Raw genomic sequence first — 18,650 nt, forward strand, 5'->3', positions numbered from 1 at the left:
CCCATGGCTCTCAGCAGACGGCACTTCCTCCTCGCCGCCACCGCCACGGCGGTCGTCGCCACCACCGGCCCGCCCGCGTTCGCCGCACCGGCCGCCGAACCCGCCTTCCGGATCCCCGTCGGCCCCGACGACACCCCCGACGAACTCATCGCCAAAGCCTCCCGCGTCCGTCCGACGGAACGTCAGCTCGCCTGGCAGGGGCTGGAGAAGACCGCCTTCCTGCACTTCGGCGTGAACACCTTCACCGGTCTCGAATGGGGCACCGGCGACGAGGACCCCGACGTCTTCCAGCCCACCGGCCTCGACACCGACCAGTGGGCACGCGCCCTGCGCGACGGCGGATTCAAGCTCGCCATCCTCACCGCCAAGCACCACGACGGCTTCGTCCTCTACCGGTCGCGCTACACCGAGCACGGTGTGGTGAGCAGCAGTTGGCGCGGCGGCCGGGGCGACGTGCTGCGCTCGTTCGCCGACTCGATGCGCACGTACGGCATCAAGGTCGGCGTCTACATCTCGCCCGCCGACGAGAACCAGTACCTCGACGGCGTCTACGCCAACGGCAGCGCCCGCACCACCCGCACGATCCCCACCCTCGTCGACGGCGACGACCGCACGGGCCGCGACCTGCCCGCGTACGACCTCGCCGCCACCGACTACGGCGCGCACATGCTCAACCAGCTGTACGAAGTGCTCACCGAGTACGGACCGGTCGACGAGGTCTGGTTCGACGGCGCGCAGGGCCGCATCCCGCCGGACAAGGTCGAGGCGTACGACTGGGACAGCTGGTACGCCCTCGTGCGCGCTCTCGCCCCGGACGCCGCCATCGCCGTGTCGGGACCCGACGTGCGCTGGGTCGGCAACGAGGACGGCATGGCGCGCGAGAACGAGTGGAGCGTCATCGCCGTCAAGGACAGCGGCAACGGCAAGTACGACCGGGTGCTGCCCTACGACGCCGCCGACGAGGGCAGCCGCGAGGCCCTGCTGACGGCGCAGCCGGACGCCGCCGCGCTCCAGTGGTGGCCGGCCGAGTGCGATGTGTCGATCCGGCCCGGCTGGTTCTACCACGCCGACCAACAGCCCAAGTCCGTCGACGAGTTGACCGACATCTGGTACCGGTCCGTGGGGCGCGGCGCCGTGCTGCTGCTCAACGTCCCGCCGGACACCGACGGACTGCTGCCCGCCGCCGACGTCGCCCGCCTCAAGGAGTTCCGGGAGCGCACCGACCGGGAACTGCCCGAGGACATGGCGCGCGGCGCGCGGGTACGGGCCGGGCACGACGGCGGCCGCACCGTCGATCTCGGCGCGCCGCGCGCGGTCGACCGGATCCGGATCGCCGAGGACATCCGGCACGGCCAGCAGATCGAGCACTTCGTGGTCGAGGCGCTGATCGACGGCGCCTGGACCACCGCCGCCGAACTCGGCACCGTCGGCGCGGCCCGCATCATCGCGCTGCCCGCCCCGGTCACCGCCCGGCGCTGGCGGCTGCGCGTCACCCGGGCGCGGGCGACGGTGCACCTCAAGGAGTTCGGGCTGTACAAATCGCGGGTGTGAGAGAGGGGCGGGGCCCGCACAGGGCCCCGCCCCGGCCGCCCTGTCCCGTCGGCCGGCCCGCGTGCGAGGATCGGCGGCAGGCGAACACGAACAACTGTGCCTGTACCGGGAGAGAGCCTTGAGCGCGCACGACCCTTCGACCCGTCCCGCCGAGACCGCGGTCCCCGCGTGCTGCGCCGCACCGCGAGGAGCGGCGGGTCCCGCGCGGGCACCCCTCACCCTGACCGTCCCGGCACGGGCCAGGACGACCTCGGGCAAGGGCATGGTCACGCTCCCCGGCGGCACCTTCCGGATGGGCAACGAGGACGCGCACGCCAACCCCGGCGACGGCGAGGGACCGGTCCGCGAGGTCACCGTCTCCGCGTTCCGCATCGATGAACACGCCGTCACCAACGCCCAGTTCGCCACCTTCGTCAAGGACACGGGCTTTGTCACGGCCGCCGAGCGGTTCGGCTGGTCGTACGTGTTCGTCGGCTTCCTCACCCCGCGGCAGGCCCGAGCCACCCCGGCCCCGGCCGCGACGCCGTGGTGGCGCGGCGTCGAGGGCGCGACCTGGCGCGCCCCGGAGGGCCCGGGCACCGGCGTCGGCGACCGGGCCCGGCACCCGGTCGTCCACATCAGCTGGGACGACGCGGCCGCGTACGCACGGTGGGCGGGCAAGCGGCTGCCCACCGAGGCCGAGTGGGAGTACGCGGCCCGCGGCGGCCTCGACCAGGCCCGCTACCCCTGGGGCGACGAGCTGACCCCGCGCGGCCGGTGGCGCTGCAACATCTGGCAGGGCGACTTCCCCCGGGTGAACACCGGCGACGACGGGCACCTCGGCACCGCCCCCGTCGACGCCTACCGGCCCAACGCCTACGGCCTGCACAACACGGTGGGCAATGTGTGGGAGTGGGTCGCCGACCGGTTCACGGCCACCCACCCGGCGGCCCCGGCGATTGACCCCCGAGGCCCCGAGGACGGCGAGAACCGGGTGATGCGCGGCGGCTCCTACCTGTGCCACGACTCGTACTGCAACCGCTACCGCGTCGCCGCCCGCACCAGCAACACCCCGGACTCCAGCAGCGGAAACTGCGGCTTCCGCTGCGCCGCCGACGTCTGAGCCGAGCCGGCCGGGATTCCGCCTCAGCCGAACACCCGCCGGCCCCCCACGAAGGTCTGCTCCACCCGCGTCGCGCCGATCTCCTCGGGCGGCCCCGCGAACGGATCACGGTCGAGCACCACCAGATCCGCCAGGAACCCCTCGGCGATCGTGCCCGTCTCGTGGTCGAGGTGGTTCACGTACGCGCTGCCCGCCGTGTAGGCGGTGAGCGCGTCGAGCAGGCCGATGCGCTCGCCGGGAAGGAAGACCGGCGTCCCGGCGGGCGCGTCCGGCGCCACCCGGTTCACCGCCACATGGATGCCCTGGAGCGGATCCGGGCTGCTCACCGGCCAGTCGCTGCCCGCCGCGAGCGTCGCCCCCGAGCGCAGCAGCGCCCCGAACGGGTACTGCCACGACGCCCGCTCGGTCCCCAGGAACGGGATGGTCAGCTCGTCCATCTGCGGCTCGTGCGCCGCCCACAGCGGCTGGAGGTTCGCCGTCGCGCCCAGCGCCCGGAACCGGCCGACGTCGTCCGGGTGCACCACCTGGAGATGGGCGAGATGCGGCCGCGTGTCCGTACGGCCGTTGGCCCGGCGGGCCACCTCCACCGCGTCGAGTGCCTCGCGCACGGCCCGGTCGCCGAGCGCGTGGAAGTGCACCTGGAAGCCGTGGGCGTCCAGCTCGGTGACGTACTTCTTCAGGTCCTCGGGCGGCACGAAACTGATCCCGCTGTTGTCGGAGACGCAGCCGCAGCCGTCCAGGTACGGGCCGAGCAGCGCCGCCGTGCCGTTCTCGGCGACCCCGTCCTGCATGATCTTCACCGTCGTCGAGCGGAGCCGGCCCCGGGTGCCCGCCGAGCGCCGGGCCAGCAGCTCCTCGATCTGCTCTGTGCCGCGCGCCCGGTCCCACCACAGCGCACCGACCACGCGTGCGGTCAGGGTGCCGTCGTCGGCGCACGCCAGATACGCGTCGGTCGGGTCGGTCAGGTTGGCGTGGTCGCCGAGCAGGGCGTCCTGCCAGGCGGTCACGCCGAGGGAGTGCATCAGCTCCTGGGCGCGCAGCAGCCCCGCGACGCGCTCCTCACGGGTGACGGTGGGCACCAGCCGGCCGACCAGATTCGCGGCGCCCTCCTGGAGCATGCCCGTCGGGGAGCCGTCCGGGTGCCGCTCGATCCGGCCGTCGGACGGGTCGGGCGTACGGGCGTCGAGCCCGGCGCGCTCCAGGGCGAGCGAGTTGACCCAGGCGCCGTGATGGTCCCGGTTCACCAGATAGACCGGCCGGTCGGGGACGAGGGCGTCCAGTTCGGCGGCGGTCGGCAGGCCACCGGGGAACGCCTCCATCGCCCAGCCGCCCCCGGTGATCCACTCGGCGTCGGACCGCGACCGGGCGTACGCGGTGATCGTCTCCCGGTACTCGGCGAGCGTCGTCGCCCCGCTCAGATCGCACTGGCCCATCTCCAGGCCGCCGCCGACCGGATGCGCGTGCGCGTCCTGGAAGCCCGGTATCAGCAGCCGGCCCGCCAGATCGACGACTTCGGTGCGCGGGCCGATCAGCTCGCGCACCTCGTCGTGACCGACGGCCACGACGCGCTCGCCGCGCACGGCCACGGTGGTCGCCCGGGACCGGGCGGGCGAGCCGGTGTGGACCGGGCCGCCGGTGAGGACGAGATCGGCGGGGGTGGTGTCGGGCATGTGCGGCAACTCCTTGCTTCGGTGCGGGTGGGGCAGGGCCTGCGGACCGGACGGGTCTACGGGGCCTCGGTGGCGGCCAGCGGGACGGCGTCGGCGTCGGTGCCGTGCCCGGTGACGAAGTAGGGCGAGCCGCGGCGGTACTTGGCGACGGCCGCCATCACGAGCCCGGACAGCAGGATCGCCGCGGGCACCGACAGCATGAACCAGCCGTTGTCCGGGCTGAGTTCGAAGTGGTCGCTCATCGTCGCGTAGTCGCGGCCGAGGTAGACGCCGATGCCCAGCAGGGCGATGCCGCTCAGGCCCGGTGCGACGACCGCGCGCAGTGCCTCGCGCGGTGCGGTGCGCAGCATCCCGCGGAAGCGCACCGCACACGCGAGCGCCGTGAGGCCGTAGTACAGGGCGACGACGAGACCGATGGAGTTCACGGCCGCCAGGATCATCTCGTTCAGCTTCGGGATGGCCAGCGCCAGCAGGGCCACGGCCGCCGAGATCGACGTGACGAGGACGGTGCCGATGGCGGGGGAGCCGTAGCGCGGGCTGACCTTCGTCCACACCCGGCCCATCGTGCGGTCCCGGCCCATCGCGAGCAGGCCGCGGGCCGTCGGGATGACGCTGGACTGCAGCGAGGCCACCGCGGAGAACAGCAGCGCGAGCAGCGGCAGGCTCGCCCACGGCTCGTCGGCGAGTTTCGCGCCGAGGTAGGTGAGCGCCTGCGGGCCCTGCTCCATCAGCTCGGACAGCGACATCTCGCGCTGGAAGGCCACGGACCCGTACAGGAACAGCGCGAGCATCGTGAACAGGGCGATGAATCCGCCGCGCCCCGCGTCCCGTACGTCGTTGGTCTCCTCGGTGACGCTGAACGCCGCGTCCCAGCCCCAGAAGAAGAACACCGCGAGGACCAGTCCCTGCGCGAAGCCGGTGCCGTCGTGCACGGCGAACGGGTTCAGCCACGACCACGTGAAGTCGTGCGAGCCGTGCACCAGCGCCCAGCCGCAGAATCCGAGCAGCACCGTGTACTCGAAGACCAGCAGCCACGCCTGGAGCCGGGTCGCCTTGCGCACCCCGGTGACGGCCGTGACCGTGACCGCGGCGAGCACGAGCAGACCGACGACGGTGGACAGAGCCGTCGAGTTCGGGTCGAGGCGCAGACCCCCGACGGAGTCCAGGTGGGCCTTGTTCGCGAACTGCAGGAACACCGAGCCGGTCACCGCGCTCGTGTACGCCATGAAGATCAGCGTGCCGACGAGGGTGACCCAGCCGGTGAGGAAGCCCAGCCAGGGGCCGAGCGAGCGGCCGACCCACACATAGCCGCTGCCCATGTTCCGCTCGACCCGGTTCAGCCGGGCGTACGCCGTCGCGATGCCGAGGATCGGCACGAACGCGACGAGCAGGATCGCCGGCGCCTGGAGACCCACGGTCGCGGCGAGCGAGCCCATGCCGATGCCGATGCTCGTGGTGGCGGCCGTGCTGGAGGCGGCGATGGCGATGCCGTCGACGACGCCGAGGGAACGGCGCAGGCCTGGCGCTTCACTTCTCATGGACAGACTCCTGGGACCGGAGAACGGGAGGTGTGGGAGGAGGCTGCGATCAAACCGGCCTTGTCAACATTGCGTCAATGGTGTTGACATAAGGAGAACGGGAGCTGGGAGAAAGGGGTGCACACGGTGGCCGACGGACGGATTCCGGCGGAGCGGCGACGGCGCAAGCCGACCAGATCGGGGGTGCTGCTGTCCGAGGACGTGATCGTCGACTGCGCGCTCCGGCTCGTCGGGCAGCACGGGCCCGACGCGCTGAGCGTGCGGCGGCTCGGCGCGGCTCTGGGCTGCGACCCGAGCGCGCTGTACCGGTACTTCCACAACACCGACGATCTGCTGCTCGCCGTCGCCGACCGGATCATCGGCGACGTGATGGCCGGGTTCGAGCCCGACAGCATGCCCTGGCTGGACGCGCTGCGGGAGATGGCGCTGCGGATCCACCGGGGGTACCGGGAGCAGCCGCGGGTCGCCGCGCTCGCCGCGTACCGGGTGACGCGGCGGGTCCATGAGTTCCGGGCCGTGGACGCCGGGATCGGGCTGCTGCGGCGGGCCGGGTTCGACGACGCCGACGCCGTCCGGCACTATTCGGCGTTCGTGGACACGGTCCTCGGGCATGCCGCGCTGGACGCCGCGCATCTGGCGTTGCCGGTGGAGCGGCGGGAGGCGGACGACCGGGCCTGGGCCGGGGTGTATGCCGAGCTGTCCGATGTGGAGCATCCGCATCTTGCGGCCGCACGGGGGGCGCTGCCGCTGATGGCGGGGAGTTCGTTCGAGACGGCGCTGGAGCTGGTGCTGTCGGCGTTGGCCGTGGCGGCGCCGGGGGAGGGAGGTTAGGGGTGCGTCGCCGGGTGCGGGCGCGTGGGGGCCGGCCGCGCGGTTCCCCGCGCCCCTGAAGCGAGCTCCGCTCGCTCAGGGGAAGGCTGCGCGCAGCGCATGCCTTCAGGGGCGCGGGGAACTGCGCGACCAGCCACGACGAGTGCCGCGGCCGGGATGCGACCGGGTCAACCCAGCTGACCCCGCAACCAGACCTCCACCTCACCCACATGCGCCGCGGCAGCGGCCCGCGCGGCCTCGGGATCGTGCGCCACGAGCGCCCGGTGAATACGGGAGTGCTCCCGCCGGGTCCGCTCGAACGCGCCCTCCTCCTGGTACCCCCGCCACACCCGCGCCCGGAACGTCCGCGACGAGAGACCCTCCAGGATCGCCGCCATCGTCTCGTTCCCGGCCGCCGCCACGATCGCCCGGTGGAAGGCCAGATCGTGCGACAGGATCTCCTCCGGATCGTCGGTGGCCTCCATCGCCGCCAAGTGCTCCTCCACCTCGGCGAGTTGAGCCCGGGTGATGCGCGCCGCGGCGAGCGCCGTCGCCGTCGACTCCAGGATGCGGCGCACCTCGAGAAGCTCCACGAGCTGCGGCCCGCGCGACAGGTCGGCGACGACCCCGAAGGTCTCCAGCAGGTCGCCGGCCTCCAACTGCGTGACGTAGATGCCGGAGCCGTGCCGCGCCTCCAGGACGCCGAGCACGGTCAGCGCCCGGATCGCCTCCCGCATCGACGAGCGGGAGATGCCCAGCTGCACCGCCAGATCGCGCTCCGTGGGCAGCCGTTGGCCCGGCTCCAGACGGCCGCCCGCGATCATCGCCTTGATCTGCTCGATCGCCCGCTCCGTGACAGTGCCCCGCTGGGGTGCGGTCTGCTCCACGATGACGTCCTCCCACACAGGGTCCGCTGCCGGATGCCGCGCAGTCTAACCAGCCAAGTGGTCCGACCACTAGCGAGGTGGTCCGACCTTTCTGAGGTCTCGGGCGCGTAAATAGCGAGAAAATTGCCGCCGGAGGGTGTTGGTGAAGCGAAGTGGTCTGATAAATCTCTGGGCGCGGCCGGTGCCTGGACGGGCAGGAACCGGCCGGTCCCCCCCCTCACCTCCGGAGCCGAGGAGCGGTCCGATGACTGGCACCACGAAAGGCACGAAGAGTTCGAGAGCCGTACACGGCCCGAGCGCGCGGACGTTGCGCGCGGCGGCCGTCGCGGGTTGTGTCGCCCTCGCCCTGAGCGCCTGCGGCAGCACGAAGGACGACGCGGCGGGCTCCGGCGGGTCGGGCGGTGACGGCACCGGCAAGGTCGGTGTCGTCCTGCCGCTGCTGACCTCGCCGTTCTGGCAGTCGTACAACGACTACGTGCCGAAGATGGCGAAGTCCGAGGGCGTCGACGCGCTGAAGACCGTCAACTCCAACAGCGACCCCTCGCAGCAGATCACCGACATCAACAACCAGCTCAACCAGGGCGTCAAGGGCCTCGTCGTCGCCCCGCTCGACAGCGCCGCCGTCGCCGCCGGACTCGACCAGGCCGAGCGCAAGGGCGTCCCCGTCGTCGCCGTGGACGTCGCGCCCGAGAAGGGCAAGGTCGCCATGGTGGTGCGCGCCGACAACGTCGCGTACGGCGAGAAGGCCTGCGACTACCTCGGCGGGCAGGTGACGTCCGGCAAGGTCGTGCAGATCATGGGCGACCTCGCGTCGGTCAACGGCCGCGACCGGTCCAAGGCGTTCCGCGACTGCGTGAAGAAGAAGTACCCGAAGCTGAAGGTCCTGGAGATCCCCGCCAAGTGGGAGTCGGACACCGCCGCCTCCAAGCTGGACACCCTCCTCAACGCCAACCCCGACATCAAGGGCATCTACCTGCAGGCGGGCGGCGTCTACCTGGCACCCACGCTGCAGACCCTCAAGTCCAAGGGAATGCTGAAGAAGGCGGGCACGGCCGGGCACATCGCGATCGTCTCCAACGACGGCATCCCGCAGGAGTTCGACGCCATCCGCAAGGGCCAGATCGACGCGACCGTCTCCCAGCCCGCCGACTCGTACGCCAAGTACGGCATGTACTACATCAAGGCGGCGATGAAGGGGAAGACGTTCAAGCCCGGGCCGACCGATCACGGTTCCACGATCGTCAAGCTGCCCAGCGGCGTCCTGGAGGACCAGCTGCCCGCCCCGCTGGTCACGAAGAAGAACGTCGACGACCCCGAGCTGTGGGGAAACACGGTCAAATGACGGCTCCCACAGCGCCGTTGGTCGAAGCCAGCGGCATCGCCAAACGGTACGGGCCCACGGTCGCCCTCGCCGACGGCCGGCTGACCGTGCGCGCGGGCGAGTCCCACGCACTGGTCGGCCGCAACGGCGCCGGCAAGTCCACTCTCGTCACCGTCCTGACAGGTCTTCAGGCGCCTGACGCGGGAACCCTGTTGTTCGACGGCGAGCCCGCGCCGCCGCTCGGCGACCGGGCCGCCTGGCGGGCCAAGGTGGCGTGCGTCTACCAGAAGCCCACCGTCGTCCCCGAACTGACCGTCGCCGAGAACCTCTTCATCAACCGGCAGCCCGAGGCCCGCGGCGGCTTCTTCAGCTGGAAGAAGCTGCGCGCGGAGGCCGACCGGCTGCTGCGGACCTGGGACATCCACGTCGACCCCGACGCGCGCACCGCCGACCTCAAGGTCGAGGACCGCCAAATGGTCGAGATCGCCAGAGCGTTGAGCGGCGGCGCCCGGTTCATCGTCCTCGACGAGCCGACCGCACAGCTCGACAACAAGGAGATCGAGCGCCTCTTCGCCCGGATGCGCGCACTCCAGGACTCCGGCGTCACCTTCCTGTTCATCTCCCACCACCTGCAAGAGGTCTACGAGGTCTGCCAGACGGTCACCGTGCTGCGCGACGCCCGCTGGATCACCACCGCACCCGTCGCCGAACTCCCGCGCCCCGCGCTGGTGGAGGCCATGGCAGGGGAGGCCGTCGCCGAACAGGCGGCCGCCGCCGCGGAGGCGGTCGTCGAACAGGACGGGGTCGACGCCCCGGTGGTCCTCTCCGTCGAAGGGCTCACCTCCGACACCTACGCCGACATCGACCTGACCGTGCGCCGCGGCGAGGTCGTCGGCCTCGCCGGATCCAGCGGCAGCGGCAAGATCGCCCTCGCCGAGTCGCTGGCCGGACTGCACACCCCGGCCTCCGGCACGGCCCGGATCGACGGCGCCGAGCTGCCGTTCGGCAACGTATCGGCCGCACTCGCCGCCGGAGTGGGCTGCGTCCCCCGCGACCGGCACGACCAGGGCCTGGTCACCGGGATGACCATCGGCGACAACGCCACGATGTCGGTCCTCGGCCGCCTCGGCCGGTACGGATTCGTGGGCACGGACCGCCGGCGGTCCGTCGCCCGGGACCTGATCGACCGGCTCGACATCCACACCGAGGGCCCCGACCAGCCCGTCTCCGACCTGTCCGGCGGCAACGCCCAGAAGGTCGTCATGGCACGCGCCCTCGCCTCCGACCCGCACCTCCTCGTCCTCATCAACCCCACCGCCGGCGTCGACGTGAAGTCCAAGGAGTCCCTGCTGCGCCGCGTCGACAGCGCCCGCGACGACGGCACCGCCGTGCTCGTGGTCTCCGACGAACTCGACGATCTGCGCCGCTGCGACCGGGTGCTCGTGCTGTTCCACGGACGCGTCGTCGCCGAGCACCCGGCGGGCTGGTCCGACCACGAACTCATCGCCTCCATCGAGGGGGTGGACCGTGACTGACCTCAAGCCACGGGGCTCCTCCCCGGACCCCGCTCCTCAATCGCCGGAGGGGCTCGAAGAAAGGGAACCCACCATGGCCGGCACCAAGGCCCCGTCGGCCCCGACGGCCGGCGCCGCGCCCCGCCCCGGAGCCTCCACCACCCGAACCGTCCTGCTCCGCCGGGCCCGCGAACTCGCCCTCGTCCCCGCCCTGATCCTGATGCTCGTCCTGGGCGCGGTGCTGAACGACGCGTTCTTCACCGAGGCCAACCTCATCTCGATCCTGAGCGCGTCGGCCGCCATGTCGATGGTGGTGCTCGCCGAATCCCTCGTCCTGATCAGCGGAAAGTTCGACCTGTCCCTGGAATCCGTGGTCGGCATCGCGCCCGCGGTGGGCGCGCTGCTGCTCCTGCCCGTGGCGCAGTCGGGCTTCGGCACCGAGTTCCCCGCCTGGCTGGCGATCCTCGCGATCCTCGTCGTCGGCGCGGCCATCGGCGCCTTCAACGGGGTGCTGGTGGTGAAGCTCAAGCTCAACGCCTTCATCGTCACCCTCGCCATGCTCATCATCATGCGCGGGCTGCTGGTCGGAGCCACGAAGGGCAAGACCCTCTTCGGCCTGCCCGACGCGTTCTTCGCCCTGGCCACCACCACGTTCCTGAAGATCCCCCTGTCGGTCTGGGTCGCCGGAGCCTGCTACCTCGTGGCCGGCCTGCTGCTCAAGTACCACCGCTGGGGCCGCTCCCTGTACGCCATCGGCGGCAACCGGGAGGCGGCCCGCGCCGCCGGCATCCGCGTCGACCGAGTGATGCTCGGCGTCTTCGTGCTGGCCGGAGTGCTGGCGTCCGTCGGCGGCATCATGCAGACCGGCTACGTGGGAGCCATCGGAGCCAACCAGGGCAACAACTGGATCTTCACCGTCTTCGCCGCGGCCGTCATCGGCGGCATCAGCCTCGACGGCGGCAAGGGCTCCCTGCTCGGCGCGCTCACCGGCATCCTGCTGCTCGGCGTCGTCAAGAACATGCTGACCATGGCGCAGGTGCAGTCCTTCTGGATCGACGCCATCTACGGCGGAATCATCCTGCTCGCGCTGATCATCGCCCGTCTCACGTCCGGCCGAGCCCAGGACTGATCTCCGCCCCCGCCCCGAAAGGCCACCCGTTGTCTCCCACCACCGGCAGTGTCACCAGAGTCACCGCGGTCGACACCTACGACATCCGCTTCCCGACCTCACGGGAACTGGACGGCTCCGACGCCATGAACCCCGACCCCGACTACTCCGCCGCCTACGTCGTGCTCCGCACCGACGCCGCCGACGGACACGAGGGGCACGGCTTCACGTTCACCATCGGCCGCGGCAACGACGTCCAGGTCGCCGCGATCCGCAGCCTGCGCCACCACGTCGTCGGCCGGCCCGTCGACGAGCTGTGCGCCGACCCGGGCAGCCTCAACCGCGACCTGATCGGCGACAGCCAACTGCGCTGGCTCGGCCCCGAGAAGGGCGTGATGCACATGGCGATCGGCGCCGTCGTCAACGCGGTGTGGGACCTCGCGGCCAAGCGCGCCGAGAAGCCGCTGTGGCGGCTGCTCGCCGACGCCGAACCCGAGTGGCTCGTCTCCCAGATCGACTTCCGCTACATCGCCGACGCCCTCACCCCCGAACGGGCCCTGGAACTGCTCAGGGCGGGCCGCGCGGGCGCCGCCGAGCGCACGGCGGACCTGCTGGCCCGCGGATACCCCGGCTACACCACGTCCCCCGGCTGGCTCGGCTACAGCGACGACAAGCTCGGCCGGCTCGCCCGGGAGGCCGTCGCCGAGGGCTTCACCCAGATCAAGCTGAAGGTCGGCGCCGACCTCGACGACGACATCCGCCGCTGCCGCACCGCACGCCAGGTCATCGGCCCCGACATCCGGATGGCCATCGACGCCAACCAGCGCTGGAACGTCGGCGAGGCCATCGAATGGACCCGCGCCCTCGCCGAGTTCGACCCGTACTGGGTGGAGGAGCCCACCAGCCCCGACGACGTCCTCGGCCACGCCGCCATCCGCCGGGCCGTCGGCCCCGTCAAGGTCGCCACCGGCGAACACGTCCAGAACCGCATCGTCTTCAAGCAGCTCCTCCAGGCCGGCGCCCTCGACATCCTGCAGATCGACGCCGCCCGCGTCGGCGGCGTCAACGAGAACCTGGCGATCCTGCTGCTCGCCGCCGAGTTCGGCGTCCCCGTCTGCCCGCACGCGGGCGGCGTCGGCCTGTGCGAACTCGTCCAGCACCTGTCGATGTTCGACTACGTCGCCCTGTCCGGCACCACCGAGGACCGCGTCATCGAGTACGTCGACCATCTCCACGACCACTTCGTCGACCCGGTCGTCATGGCGGGCGGCCACTACACGGCGCCCGCCGCACCCGGCTTCTCCGCGACCATGCGGGCCGAGTCCATCGCCGAATACACCTTCCCCGACGGCGGATTCTGGGTCCGCGACCGCGCCGGGCAGCACGACCCCCACACGAACGGAGCCGCAGCATGAGCGCCACCCCCAAGGACGTCAACGACTTCGCCGGCCTCAGGGCCCTCGTCACCGGCGGCGCCTCCGGACTCGGCCGCGCCACCGCCGAACTCCTCGCCGCGCGCGGCGCCGCCGTCGCCGTCCTCGACCGGGACATCACCGCCGTCGGCAAGCCGCTGCACGGGTACGCCGCCGACGTCACCGACGACGAGACCGTACGGGCCGCCGTGGCCGCCGCCGTCGCCGAGCTCGGCGGGCTCGACATCGTCGTCAACAACGCGGGCATCGGCGCCCAGGGCACCGTCGCCGACAACGACGACGCCGAATGGCACCGTGTCCTGGACGTCAACGTCATCGGCATCGTCCGCGTCACCCGTGCCGCCCTGCCCGCGCTGCGCGCCTCGGACCACGCGGCCGTCGTGAACACCTGCTCCATCGCGGCCACCGCGGGACTTCCGCAGCGCGCCCTGTACTCCGCCTCCAAGGGCGCCGTCCAGTCCCTCACCCTCGCCATGGCCGCCGACCACATACGCGAGGGCATCCGCGTCAACTGCGTCAACCCGGGCACCGCCGACACCCCGTGGATCGGCCGCCTCCTCGACAAGGCCGACGACCCGGCCGCCGAGCGCGCCGCCCTCGAAGCCCGCCAGCCCACCGGCCGCCTCGTCTCCGCCGACGAGGTCGCGGGTGCCGTCGCCTACCTGGCGAGCCCGCTCTCCGGCGCCACCACCGGCACCGCCCTCGCCGTCGACGGCGGCATGCAGGGGCTGCGGCTGCGCCCCGCGGGACAGTGACCCCGATGCGCACCCGCACCCTGGGCCGCACCGGCGTCCCCGTCACCGCACTCGGCTTCGGCGCCGCGGCGATCGGCAACCTCTACACCCCGGTCGACGACGAGGAGGCGCACGCCGCCCTCACCGCCGCCTGGGACGCCGGCATCCGCTACTTCGACACCGCCCCGCACTACGGCGTCGGTGTGTCGGAACGCCGCGTCGGCGCGTTCCTGCGCACCCGGCCCGCCACCGAGTTCACCCTGTCCACCAAGGTCGGCCGGCTCCTGGAGCCCGCCGACGACGCGGGCGCCGGGGGAGACGACAGCGCCTCCGGCTTCGCGACCCCCGCCGCCCACCGGCGCGTCTGGGACTTCAGCGCGGCCGGAGTACGCCGCTCCCTCGAGGACAGCCTGGAGCGGTTCGGCCTCGACCGGATCGACGTGGCCTATCTGCACGACCCGGACGACCACGCCGAGCAGGCCTTCGGCGAGGCCTACCCGGAGCTGGAACGGCTGCGCGGCGAGGGCCTGGTCGGCGCCATCGGCGCGGGCATGAACCAGGCCGGAATGCTCACCCGGTTCGTGCGCGACACCGACGTCGACGTGGTGCTCTGCGCGGGCCGCTACAGCCTCCTCGACCAGCGGGCCCTGCACGCACTGCTGCCCGCGGCCGCCGAGCGCGGTGTGTCCGTGGTCGTCGGCGGCGTCTTCAACTCGGGCCTGCTCGCCGACCCGGGACCCGGCGCCACCTTCGACTACGACCTCGCCCCGGCCGACGTGGTCGAGCGCGCCCTGGCCTGGCAGGCCCTCGCCCGGCGCCACGGCACCACCCTGCGGGCCGCCGCCCTCGCCTTCCCGTACGGACACGAAGCCGTCACCGGCGTCCTCGTCGGCACCCGCTCCGCCGCCGAAGTCGACGACACCGTACGGCAGTTCACCTCCACGGTGCCCGCCGGTCTCTGGCAGGAGGCCCGCGCGGAGAAGCTGCTGCCCGCCGACGTCCCGACCCCCACCGCCCCCGGAGAGGAACAGCCCGCGTGAGAGTCGCCCTGCACACCAAGGTCCGCGCCGACCGCGTCGAGGAGTACGAGGCCGCCCACCGCGAGGTCCCCGCCGAGCTCGTCGCCGCGATCCGCGCGGCGGGCGCCGAGCGGTGGACGATCTGGCGCAGCGGCACCGACCTCTTCCACGTCCTGGACTGCGCGGACTACTCCCGGCTGCTCGCCGAACTCGACCGGCTGCCGGTGAACATCGCCTGGCAGGCCCGCATGGGCGAACTCCTCGACGTCGTCCACGACTACTCCGCCGAGGGCGCCGACGCCGGTCTGCCGGTGGTCTGGGAGCTGCCGTGACCGACGTCGTCGACGCCCACCACCACGTCTGGGACCTCTCCGCACGGGACCAGGACTGGATCACCGGCCCCGAACTCGCGCCCATACGACGCGACTTCGCACTCGACGAGCTGCTGCCGCAGGCGCACGCGGCCGGGGTGGGGGCCACCGTCCTCGTGCAGACGGTTCCGGTCGCCGAGGAGACCCCCGAGTTCCTGGCGCTCGCCGCGGACAGCGATCTCGTCGCCGCCGTCGTCGGCTGGACCGACCTCACCCGGCCCGACGTCGCCGACGAGCTCGCCCGGCTGCGCCGACTCCACGGCGGAGAGCACCTGGTGGGGATCCGCCACCCGGTGCAGGGGGAACCGGACCCCGGCTGGCTGCTCCGGCCCGACGTGCGGCGCGGCCTGACGGCGGTCGCCGACGCGGGACTCGTCTACGACCTTCTCGTGCACGCGCACCAGCTGCCCGCCTGTGTCCGGGCCGCCGTCGACCACCCCGAACTCACCTTCGTCCTCGACCACCTGGGCAAGCCGGAGATCGCCGCGGGCCGGCTCGACCCGTGGCGCGCCGAGGTGCGCGCGCTCGCCGCGCTGCCGAACACCGTCTGCAAGCTCTCCGGCATGGTCACCGAGGCCGACCCGGCCACCTGGACCGTCGAGACCCTGCGCCCCTACGCCGACACGGTCCTGGACGCCTTCGGCCCCGAGCGCGTCCTCTTCGGTTCCGACTGGCCGGTGTGCACCCTCGCCGCCACGTACGGGCAAGTCGTCGACACGGCGGTTGAGTTGGTGGGCGGTCACGACGAGGACGTGTTCGCCCGCACCGCCGAGCGGATCTACCTCAGCCGGGTCGGCGGCAGGAACTCCCGCACATAGGTCCGCTCCCACCAGGCGCCCGACGCCCGCCGCTCGGACCGGGTCGTGTACCGGTAGCGGAACACCCGCGCCCGCACGAACAGCGGCGGCGCGTCGGGGAACGGACAGTGCCGCAGCAGCCGCAGCGTGTCCCGGTCGCCCGCGAGGAGCCGCTCCACGAACGGCCGGAACCAGGAGCGGGCGTACGCGGGCGACAGCGCGGCGAACCACATCATCCAGTCGAGCCGCAGATGGTACGGGGCGAACTGCCGCGGAAGCCGGGCCGGATCACCCGGCTTGCCCTTGAACTCGTAGGCCCGCCACTCCGCTTCGGGCCCCGGCTCCGGGTCCGCCGTGCCCTCCACCACGATCTCCTGCCGGACCCGCCCGACCGTGCCGAACGCCCCGTACGTGTTCACCAGGTGCAGGGAGTCGTACGAACGGTTCATGGACTGGCGCCGGGAGAGCAGATTGCGCACCGGCCGGACGCTCAGGGCGGCGACCGCGCAGCACAGCACCAGGACGACAACCTCGTACCAGAGCGGGGGACCGGACGGCTCCGGCGGGACCCGCGGGGGCGACAGGCCCGCCGGGAGTTCGACGACGGAGGCGGCCAGCACGACGGTCAGCCAGTTCAGCCACGCGAAGTTCCCGGACAGGATCAGCCACAGCTGGGTGACGATCATCAGGGCGGCCGCGACGGACGCCACCGGCTGCGGCGCGAACAGCAGGAACGGCACGACGAGCTGGGTGACGTGGTTCGCCGCCGCCTCCACCCGGTGCAGCGGCCCCGGCAGCCGGTGGAAGAACCGGCTCAGCGGGCCCGGCATCGGCTGCGTCTCGTGATGGAAGTACAGACAGGTCAGCCGCCGCCAGCAGACGTCCCCGCGCAGCTTGATCAGGCCCGCCCCGAACTCCAGGCGGAAAAGCACCCAGCGCAGCAGGAACAGCACGAGCACCGGCGGCGCCACCTCGTCGTTGCCGAGGAAGACCGCCAGGAAACCGACCTCCAGGAGCAGCGACTCCCAGCCGAAGCCGTACCAGACCTGCCCGACGTTCACGATCGACAGGTACAGCGCCCAGGGCACCAGCCACAGCACCGTCGCGCCCCACAGCGGCAGCAGCCCGTCCACCCCCGCCAGCAGGCCCGCCGCGACGGCCGCGCCGCCCCACGCGCACCCGGCGAAGAACCGGTCCGAATAGCGCAGCCGGAACAGCGTCGGCGCCCGCCGCCACGGCACGCGCTCCAGGAACCGCGGCACCGGCAGCATCCCGCGCTCCCCGATCAGCGCCCGGAACTGGAGCGCCGCCCCGGCGAACGCCACCAGGTACACCGCCGCCAGACCGCGCTGGAACACCAGGCGGCCCAGCCAGCCGGAATCCGACGCCGAGAACCAGTCCACACCCCCAGTGTGAGCCCCGCCCCGCGTCCGGACCACGACTTGCGGCACCCGCGCACCGGGCCCAGAGATGGAGGGGACACATCGCTGGTGCACAGGTGGGAGAGCTGCGTGCGCGCACGGATCAGGACCAGAACCTACGTCACGGCCCTCGGCATATCGGCGGCCCTGCTGCTCGCCGGATGCTCCGGAGACGGAGCGAAGAACTCGGCCGACGGCAAGAGCGAGCTGTTCATGCAGCCCGTCGCCGCCCAGGGCCCCGACCCCTTCACCGACTCCACCGCCACCGCGGACGCGAGCAGCCCGCCCGTCACCCGAACGCCGCAACCGTCGCCGACCGGCACGCCCTCGGCCACCCAGCAGGGCGCCCGCGAGATCTCCGGCGCCACCCCCGGCCTCTACGGCGGCACCCACGCGCTGGGCAGCTGCGACGTCGAGAAGCAGGTCCGCTTCCTCACCGCCGACCAGGCCAAGGCCGGCGCCTTCGCCGAGGCCTCCGGGATCTCCCGCGCCGACGTCCCCGCTTTCCTGCGCGGCCTCACCCCCGTCGTGCTGCGCGCCGACACCCGGGTCACCAACCACGGCTACCGCGACGGCCGCGCCACCACGTTCCAGTCGGTGCTCCAGTCCGGCACCGCCGTCATGGTCGACGGACGCGGCCAGCCGCGGGTGCGCTGCGCCTGCGGCAACCCGGTCAGGCCGCCCGTCGCCCTGAAGGGCAGCCCGAGCCGCCAGGGCCAGACGTGGAGCGGCTACGAGCCGACCCGGGTCGTCGTCGTGACCCCGGCGCCGACGGTCATCCAGAACATCACCATCGTCAACGTCGTCAACAACACCTGGATCGAGCGGAAGATCGGCGACGACGGCCACAAGGACCACGTCGTCCCGCCGCCGTCCCCCACCCGCACCCCGACCCTGACCCCCAGCACGAGCCCGAGCGACAGTCCCAGCGACAGCCCCACGCCGAGCACCACGTCGCCGAGCGCCAGTACCTCCGAGTCCGAGAGCGCCACCGACACCGGCACGCCGAGCGAGACCACCTCCAGCACCGCCTGCCCCACGGCCACCGCGACCGACAGCAGCGGCAACCCCTCGCCGTCCCCCTGGCCGTCCGGCTGCCCCACGCCCACCCCCGAGTCCTCGGAGCCCACCGGCTCCGGCACGGACGTGTCACCCGACGACTCCAGCGACGTACCCACCGGTGACAGCCCGGACGTCGACGAGCCGTCCGACACCGCCGGGGACACGGCGGACACCGGCACGACGGACGAGGACACCGGCCCCCGCGCCGTCCCCGACACCCCCGACCAGTCCGACGGCGGCGGCCTGATCCCGGACGCCTCGGACGGCGTCTCGCCGTGACCCGGCGCAGACGTGCGGCCCCCCGGACCTGCG

16 protein-coding genes are annotated in these 18,650 nt (G+C 72.5%); 12 read left to right on the forward strand and 4 right to left on the reverse strand.

Annotation, left to right across the window (positions count from 1 at the left end):
- Positions 1 to 3: 3 nt before the first annotated feature.
- Positions 4 to 1,551 carry an alpha-L-fucosidase gene (locus ABZ930_RS19600; protein WP_361549316.1) on the forward strand — a complete coding sequence of 516 codons (1,548 nt, stop codon included), beginning with the start codon at positions 4 to 6 and terminating at the stop codon, positions 1,549 to 1,551.
- Positions 1,552 to 1,813: 262 nt separating this feature from the next.
- Positions 1,814 to 2,653, forward strand: coding sequence for a formylglycine-generating enzyme family protein (locus tag ABZ930_RS19605; RefSeq protein WP_361549406.1), 840 nt, complete (start codon positions 1,814 to 1,816; stop codon positions 2,651 to 2,653).
- Positions 2,654 to 2,676: 23 nt separating this feature from the next.
- On the opposite strand, the gene ABZ930_RS19610 is transcribed toward ABZ930_RS19605, so the two are convergent.
- The gene (locus ABZ930_RS19610; protein ID WP_361549318.1) at positions 2,677 to 4,323 is read right to left on the reverse strand and encodes an amidohydrolase; all 1,647 of its coding nucleotides are present in this window, start codon (positions 4,321 to 4,323) and stop codon (positions 2,677 to 2,679) included.
- Between the two features lie 56 nt (positions 4,324 to 4,379).
- The gene (locus ABZ930_RS19615) at positions 4,380 to 5,861 is read right to left on the reverse strand and encodes an APC family permease (RefSeq protein ID WP_361549320.1); all 1,482 of its coding nucleotides are present in this window, start codon (positions 5,859 to 5,861) and stop codon (positions 4,380 to 4,382) included.
- 126 nt (positions 5,862 to 5,987) lie between these two features.
- On the opposite strand from ABZ930_RS19615, the gene ABZ930_RS19620 reads away from it, so the two are divergent.
- The gene (locus ABZ930_RS19620; RefSeq protein ID WP_361549322.1) at positions 5,988 to 6,692 is read left to right on the forward strand and encodes a TetR/AcrR family transcriptional regulator; all 705 of its coding nucleotides are present in this window, start codon (positions 5,988 to 5,990) and stop codon (positions 6,690 to 6,692) included.
- Positions 6,693 to 6,859: 167 nt separating this feature from the next.
- Here the strand turns inward: ABZ930_RS19620 and ABZ930_RS19625 are convergent, their stop codons facing one another.
- Entirely contained in the window at positions 6,860 to 7,558 is a 699-nt protein-coding gene (locus ABZ930_RS19625; RefSeq protein ID WP_361549324.1) for a FadR/GntR family transcriptional regulator, read from the reverse strand.
- A 244-nt stretch (positions 7,559 to 7,802) separates the two neighbouring features.
- Between ABZ930_RS19625 and ABZ930_RS19630 the strand changes: the two genes are divergently transcribed.
- The 8 genes from ABZ930_RS19630 to ABZ930_RS19665 all read left to right on the forward strand — a co-directional run bounded on the left by ABZ930_RS19630 (position 7,803) and on the right by ABZ930_RS19665 (position 15,876).
- Entirely contained in the window at positions 7,803 to 8,900 is a 1,098-nt protein-coding gene (locus tag ABZ930_RS19630; RefSeq protein ID WP_361549326.1) for a sugar ABC transporter substrate-binding protein, read from the forward strand.
- The gene (locus ABZ930_RS19635; protein WP_361549328.1) at positions 8,897 to 10,414 is read left to right on the forward strand and encodes a sugar ABC transporter ATP-binding protein; all 1,518 of its coding nucleotides are present in this window, start codon (positions 8,897 to 8,899) and stop codon (positions 10,412 to 10,414) included. Before ABZ930_RS19630 ends, ABZ930_RS19635 begins: the two co-directional genes overlap by 4 nt.
- A gap of 73 nt (positions 10,415 to 10,487) precedes the next feature.
- A complete protein-coding gene (locus tag ABZ930_RS19640; protein ID WP_361549330.1) occupies positions 10,488 to 11,522 on the forward strand; it encodes an ABC transporter permease in 1,035 nt (344 codons plus the stop codon).
- 29 nt (positions 11,523 to 11,551) lie between these two features.
- Positions 11,552 to 12,916 carry an L-fuconate dehydratase gene (locus ABZ930_RS19645; RefSeq protein WP_361549332.1) on the forward strand — a complete coding sequence of 455 codons (1,365 nt, stop codon included), beginning with the start codon at positions 11,552 to 11,554 and terminating at the stop codon, positions 12,914 to 12,916.
- Positions 12,913 to 13,689 (forward strand): SDR family oxidoreductase, encoded by a 777-nt coding sequence (locus ABZ930_RS19650; RefSeq protein ID WP_361549334.1) that lies wholly within the window; start codon positions 12,913 to 12,915, stop codon positions 13,687 to 13,689. The genes ABZ930_RS19645 and ABZ930_RS19650 overlap by 4 nt, the downstream gene beginning before the upstream one ends.
- A 5-nt stretch (positions 13,690 to 13,694) precedes the next feature.
- Positions 13,695 to 14,708: an aldo/keto reductase gene (locus ABZ930_RS19655; RefSeq protein WP_361549336.1), complete on the forward strand. Its 1,014-nt coding sequence runs from the start codon at positions 13,695 to 13,697 to the stop codon at positions 14,706 to 14,708.
- Complete coding sequence (locus tag ABZ930_RS19660; RefSeq protein ID WP_361549338.1) at positions 14,705 to 15,019, forward strand: L-rhamnose mutarotase; 315 nt, start codon at positions 14,705 to 14,707, stop codon at positions 15,017 to 15,019. The genes ABZ930_RS19655 and ABZ930_RS19660 overlap by 4 nt, the downstream gene beginning before the upstream one ends.
- Positions 15,016 to 15,876: an amidohydrolase family protein gene (locus ABZ930_RS19665; RefSeq protein WP_361549340.1), complete on the forward strand. Its 861-nt coding sequence runs from the start codon at positions 15,016 to 15,018 to the stop codon at positions 15,874 to 15,876. Before ABZ930_RS19660 ends, ABZ930_RS19665 begins: the two co-directional genes overlap by 4 nt.
- Here ABZ930_RS19665 and ABZ930_RS19670 read toward each other — a convergent pair.
- Positions 15,837 to 17,258 (reverse strand): lipase maturation factor family protein, encoded by a 1,422-nt coding sequence (locus tag ABZ930_RS19670; RefSeq protein ID WP_361549342.1) that lies wholly within the window; start codon positions 17,256 to 17,258, stop codon positions 15,837 to 15,839. The two genes, ABZ930_RS19665 and ABZ930_RS19670, sit on opposite strands and share 40 nt — an antisense overlap.
- 108 nt (positions 17,259 to 17,366) lie before the next feature.
- On the opposite strand from ABZ930_RS19670, the gene ABZ930_RS19675 reads away from it, so the two are divergent.
- Positions 17,367 to 18,617 carry a DUF6777 domain-containing protein gene (locus ABZ930_RS19675; protein WP_361549344.1) on the forward strand — a complete coding sequence of 417 codons (1,251 nt, stop codon included), beginning with the start codon at positions 17,367 to 17,369 and terminating at the stop codon, positions 18,615 to 18,617.
- Positions 18,618 to 18,650: the final 33 nt, after the last annotated feature.

Source organism: Streptomyces sp. NPDC046716, from assembly GCF_040645755.1.
In the GTDB taxonomy this organism is placed as follows: domain Bacteria; phylum Actinomycetota; class Actinomycetes; order Streptomycetales; family Streptomycetaceae; genus Streptomyces.

Bases quoted from the DNA above. Each gene is read 5' to 3' on its own strand.
- ABZ930_RS19640 (WP_361549330.1), top strand. From the start codon at position 10,488: ATGGCCGGCACCAAGGCCCCGTCGGCCCCGACGGCCGGCGCCGCGCCC.
- ABZ930_RS19610 (WP_361549318.1), bottom strand. From the start codon at position 4,323: ATGCCCGACACCACCCCCGCCGATCTCGTCCTCACCGGCGGCCCGGTC.
- ABZ930_RS19615 (WP_361549320.1), bottom strand. From the start codon at position 5,861: ATGAGAAGTGAAGCGCCAGGCCTGCGCCGTTCCCTCGGCGTCGTCGAC.
- ABZ930_RS19650 (WP_361549334.1), top strand. From the start codon at position 12,913: ATGAGCGCCACCCCCAAGGACGTCAACGACTTCGCCGGCCTCAGGGCC.
- ABZ930_RS19630 (WP_361549326.1), top strand. From the start codon at position 7,803: ATGACTGGCACCACGAAAGGCACGAAGAGTTCGAGAGCCGTACACGGC.
- ABZ930_RS19635 (WP_361549328.1), top strand. From the start codon at position 8,897: ATGACGGCTCCCACAGCGCCGTTGGTCGAAGCCAGCGGCATCGCCAAA.
- ABZ930_RS19655 (WP_361549336.1), top strand. From the start codon at position 13,695: ATGCGCACCCGCACCCTGGGCCGCACCGGCGTCCCCGTCACCGCACTC.
- ABZ930_RS19600 (WP_361549316.1), top strand. From the start codon at position 4: ATGGCTCTCAGCAGACGGCACTTCCTCCTCGCCGCCACCGCCACGGCG.
- ABZ930_RS19605 (WP_361549406.1), top strand. From the start codon at position 1,814: ATGGTCACGCTCCCCGGCGGCACCTTCCGGATGGGCAACGAGGACGCG.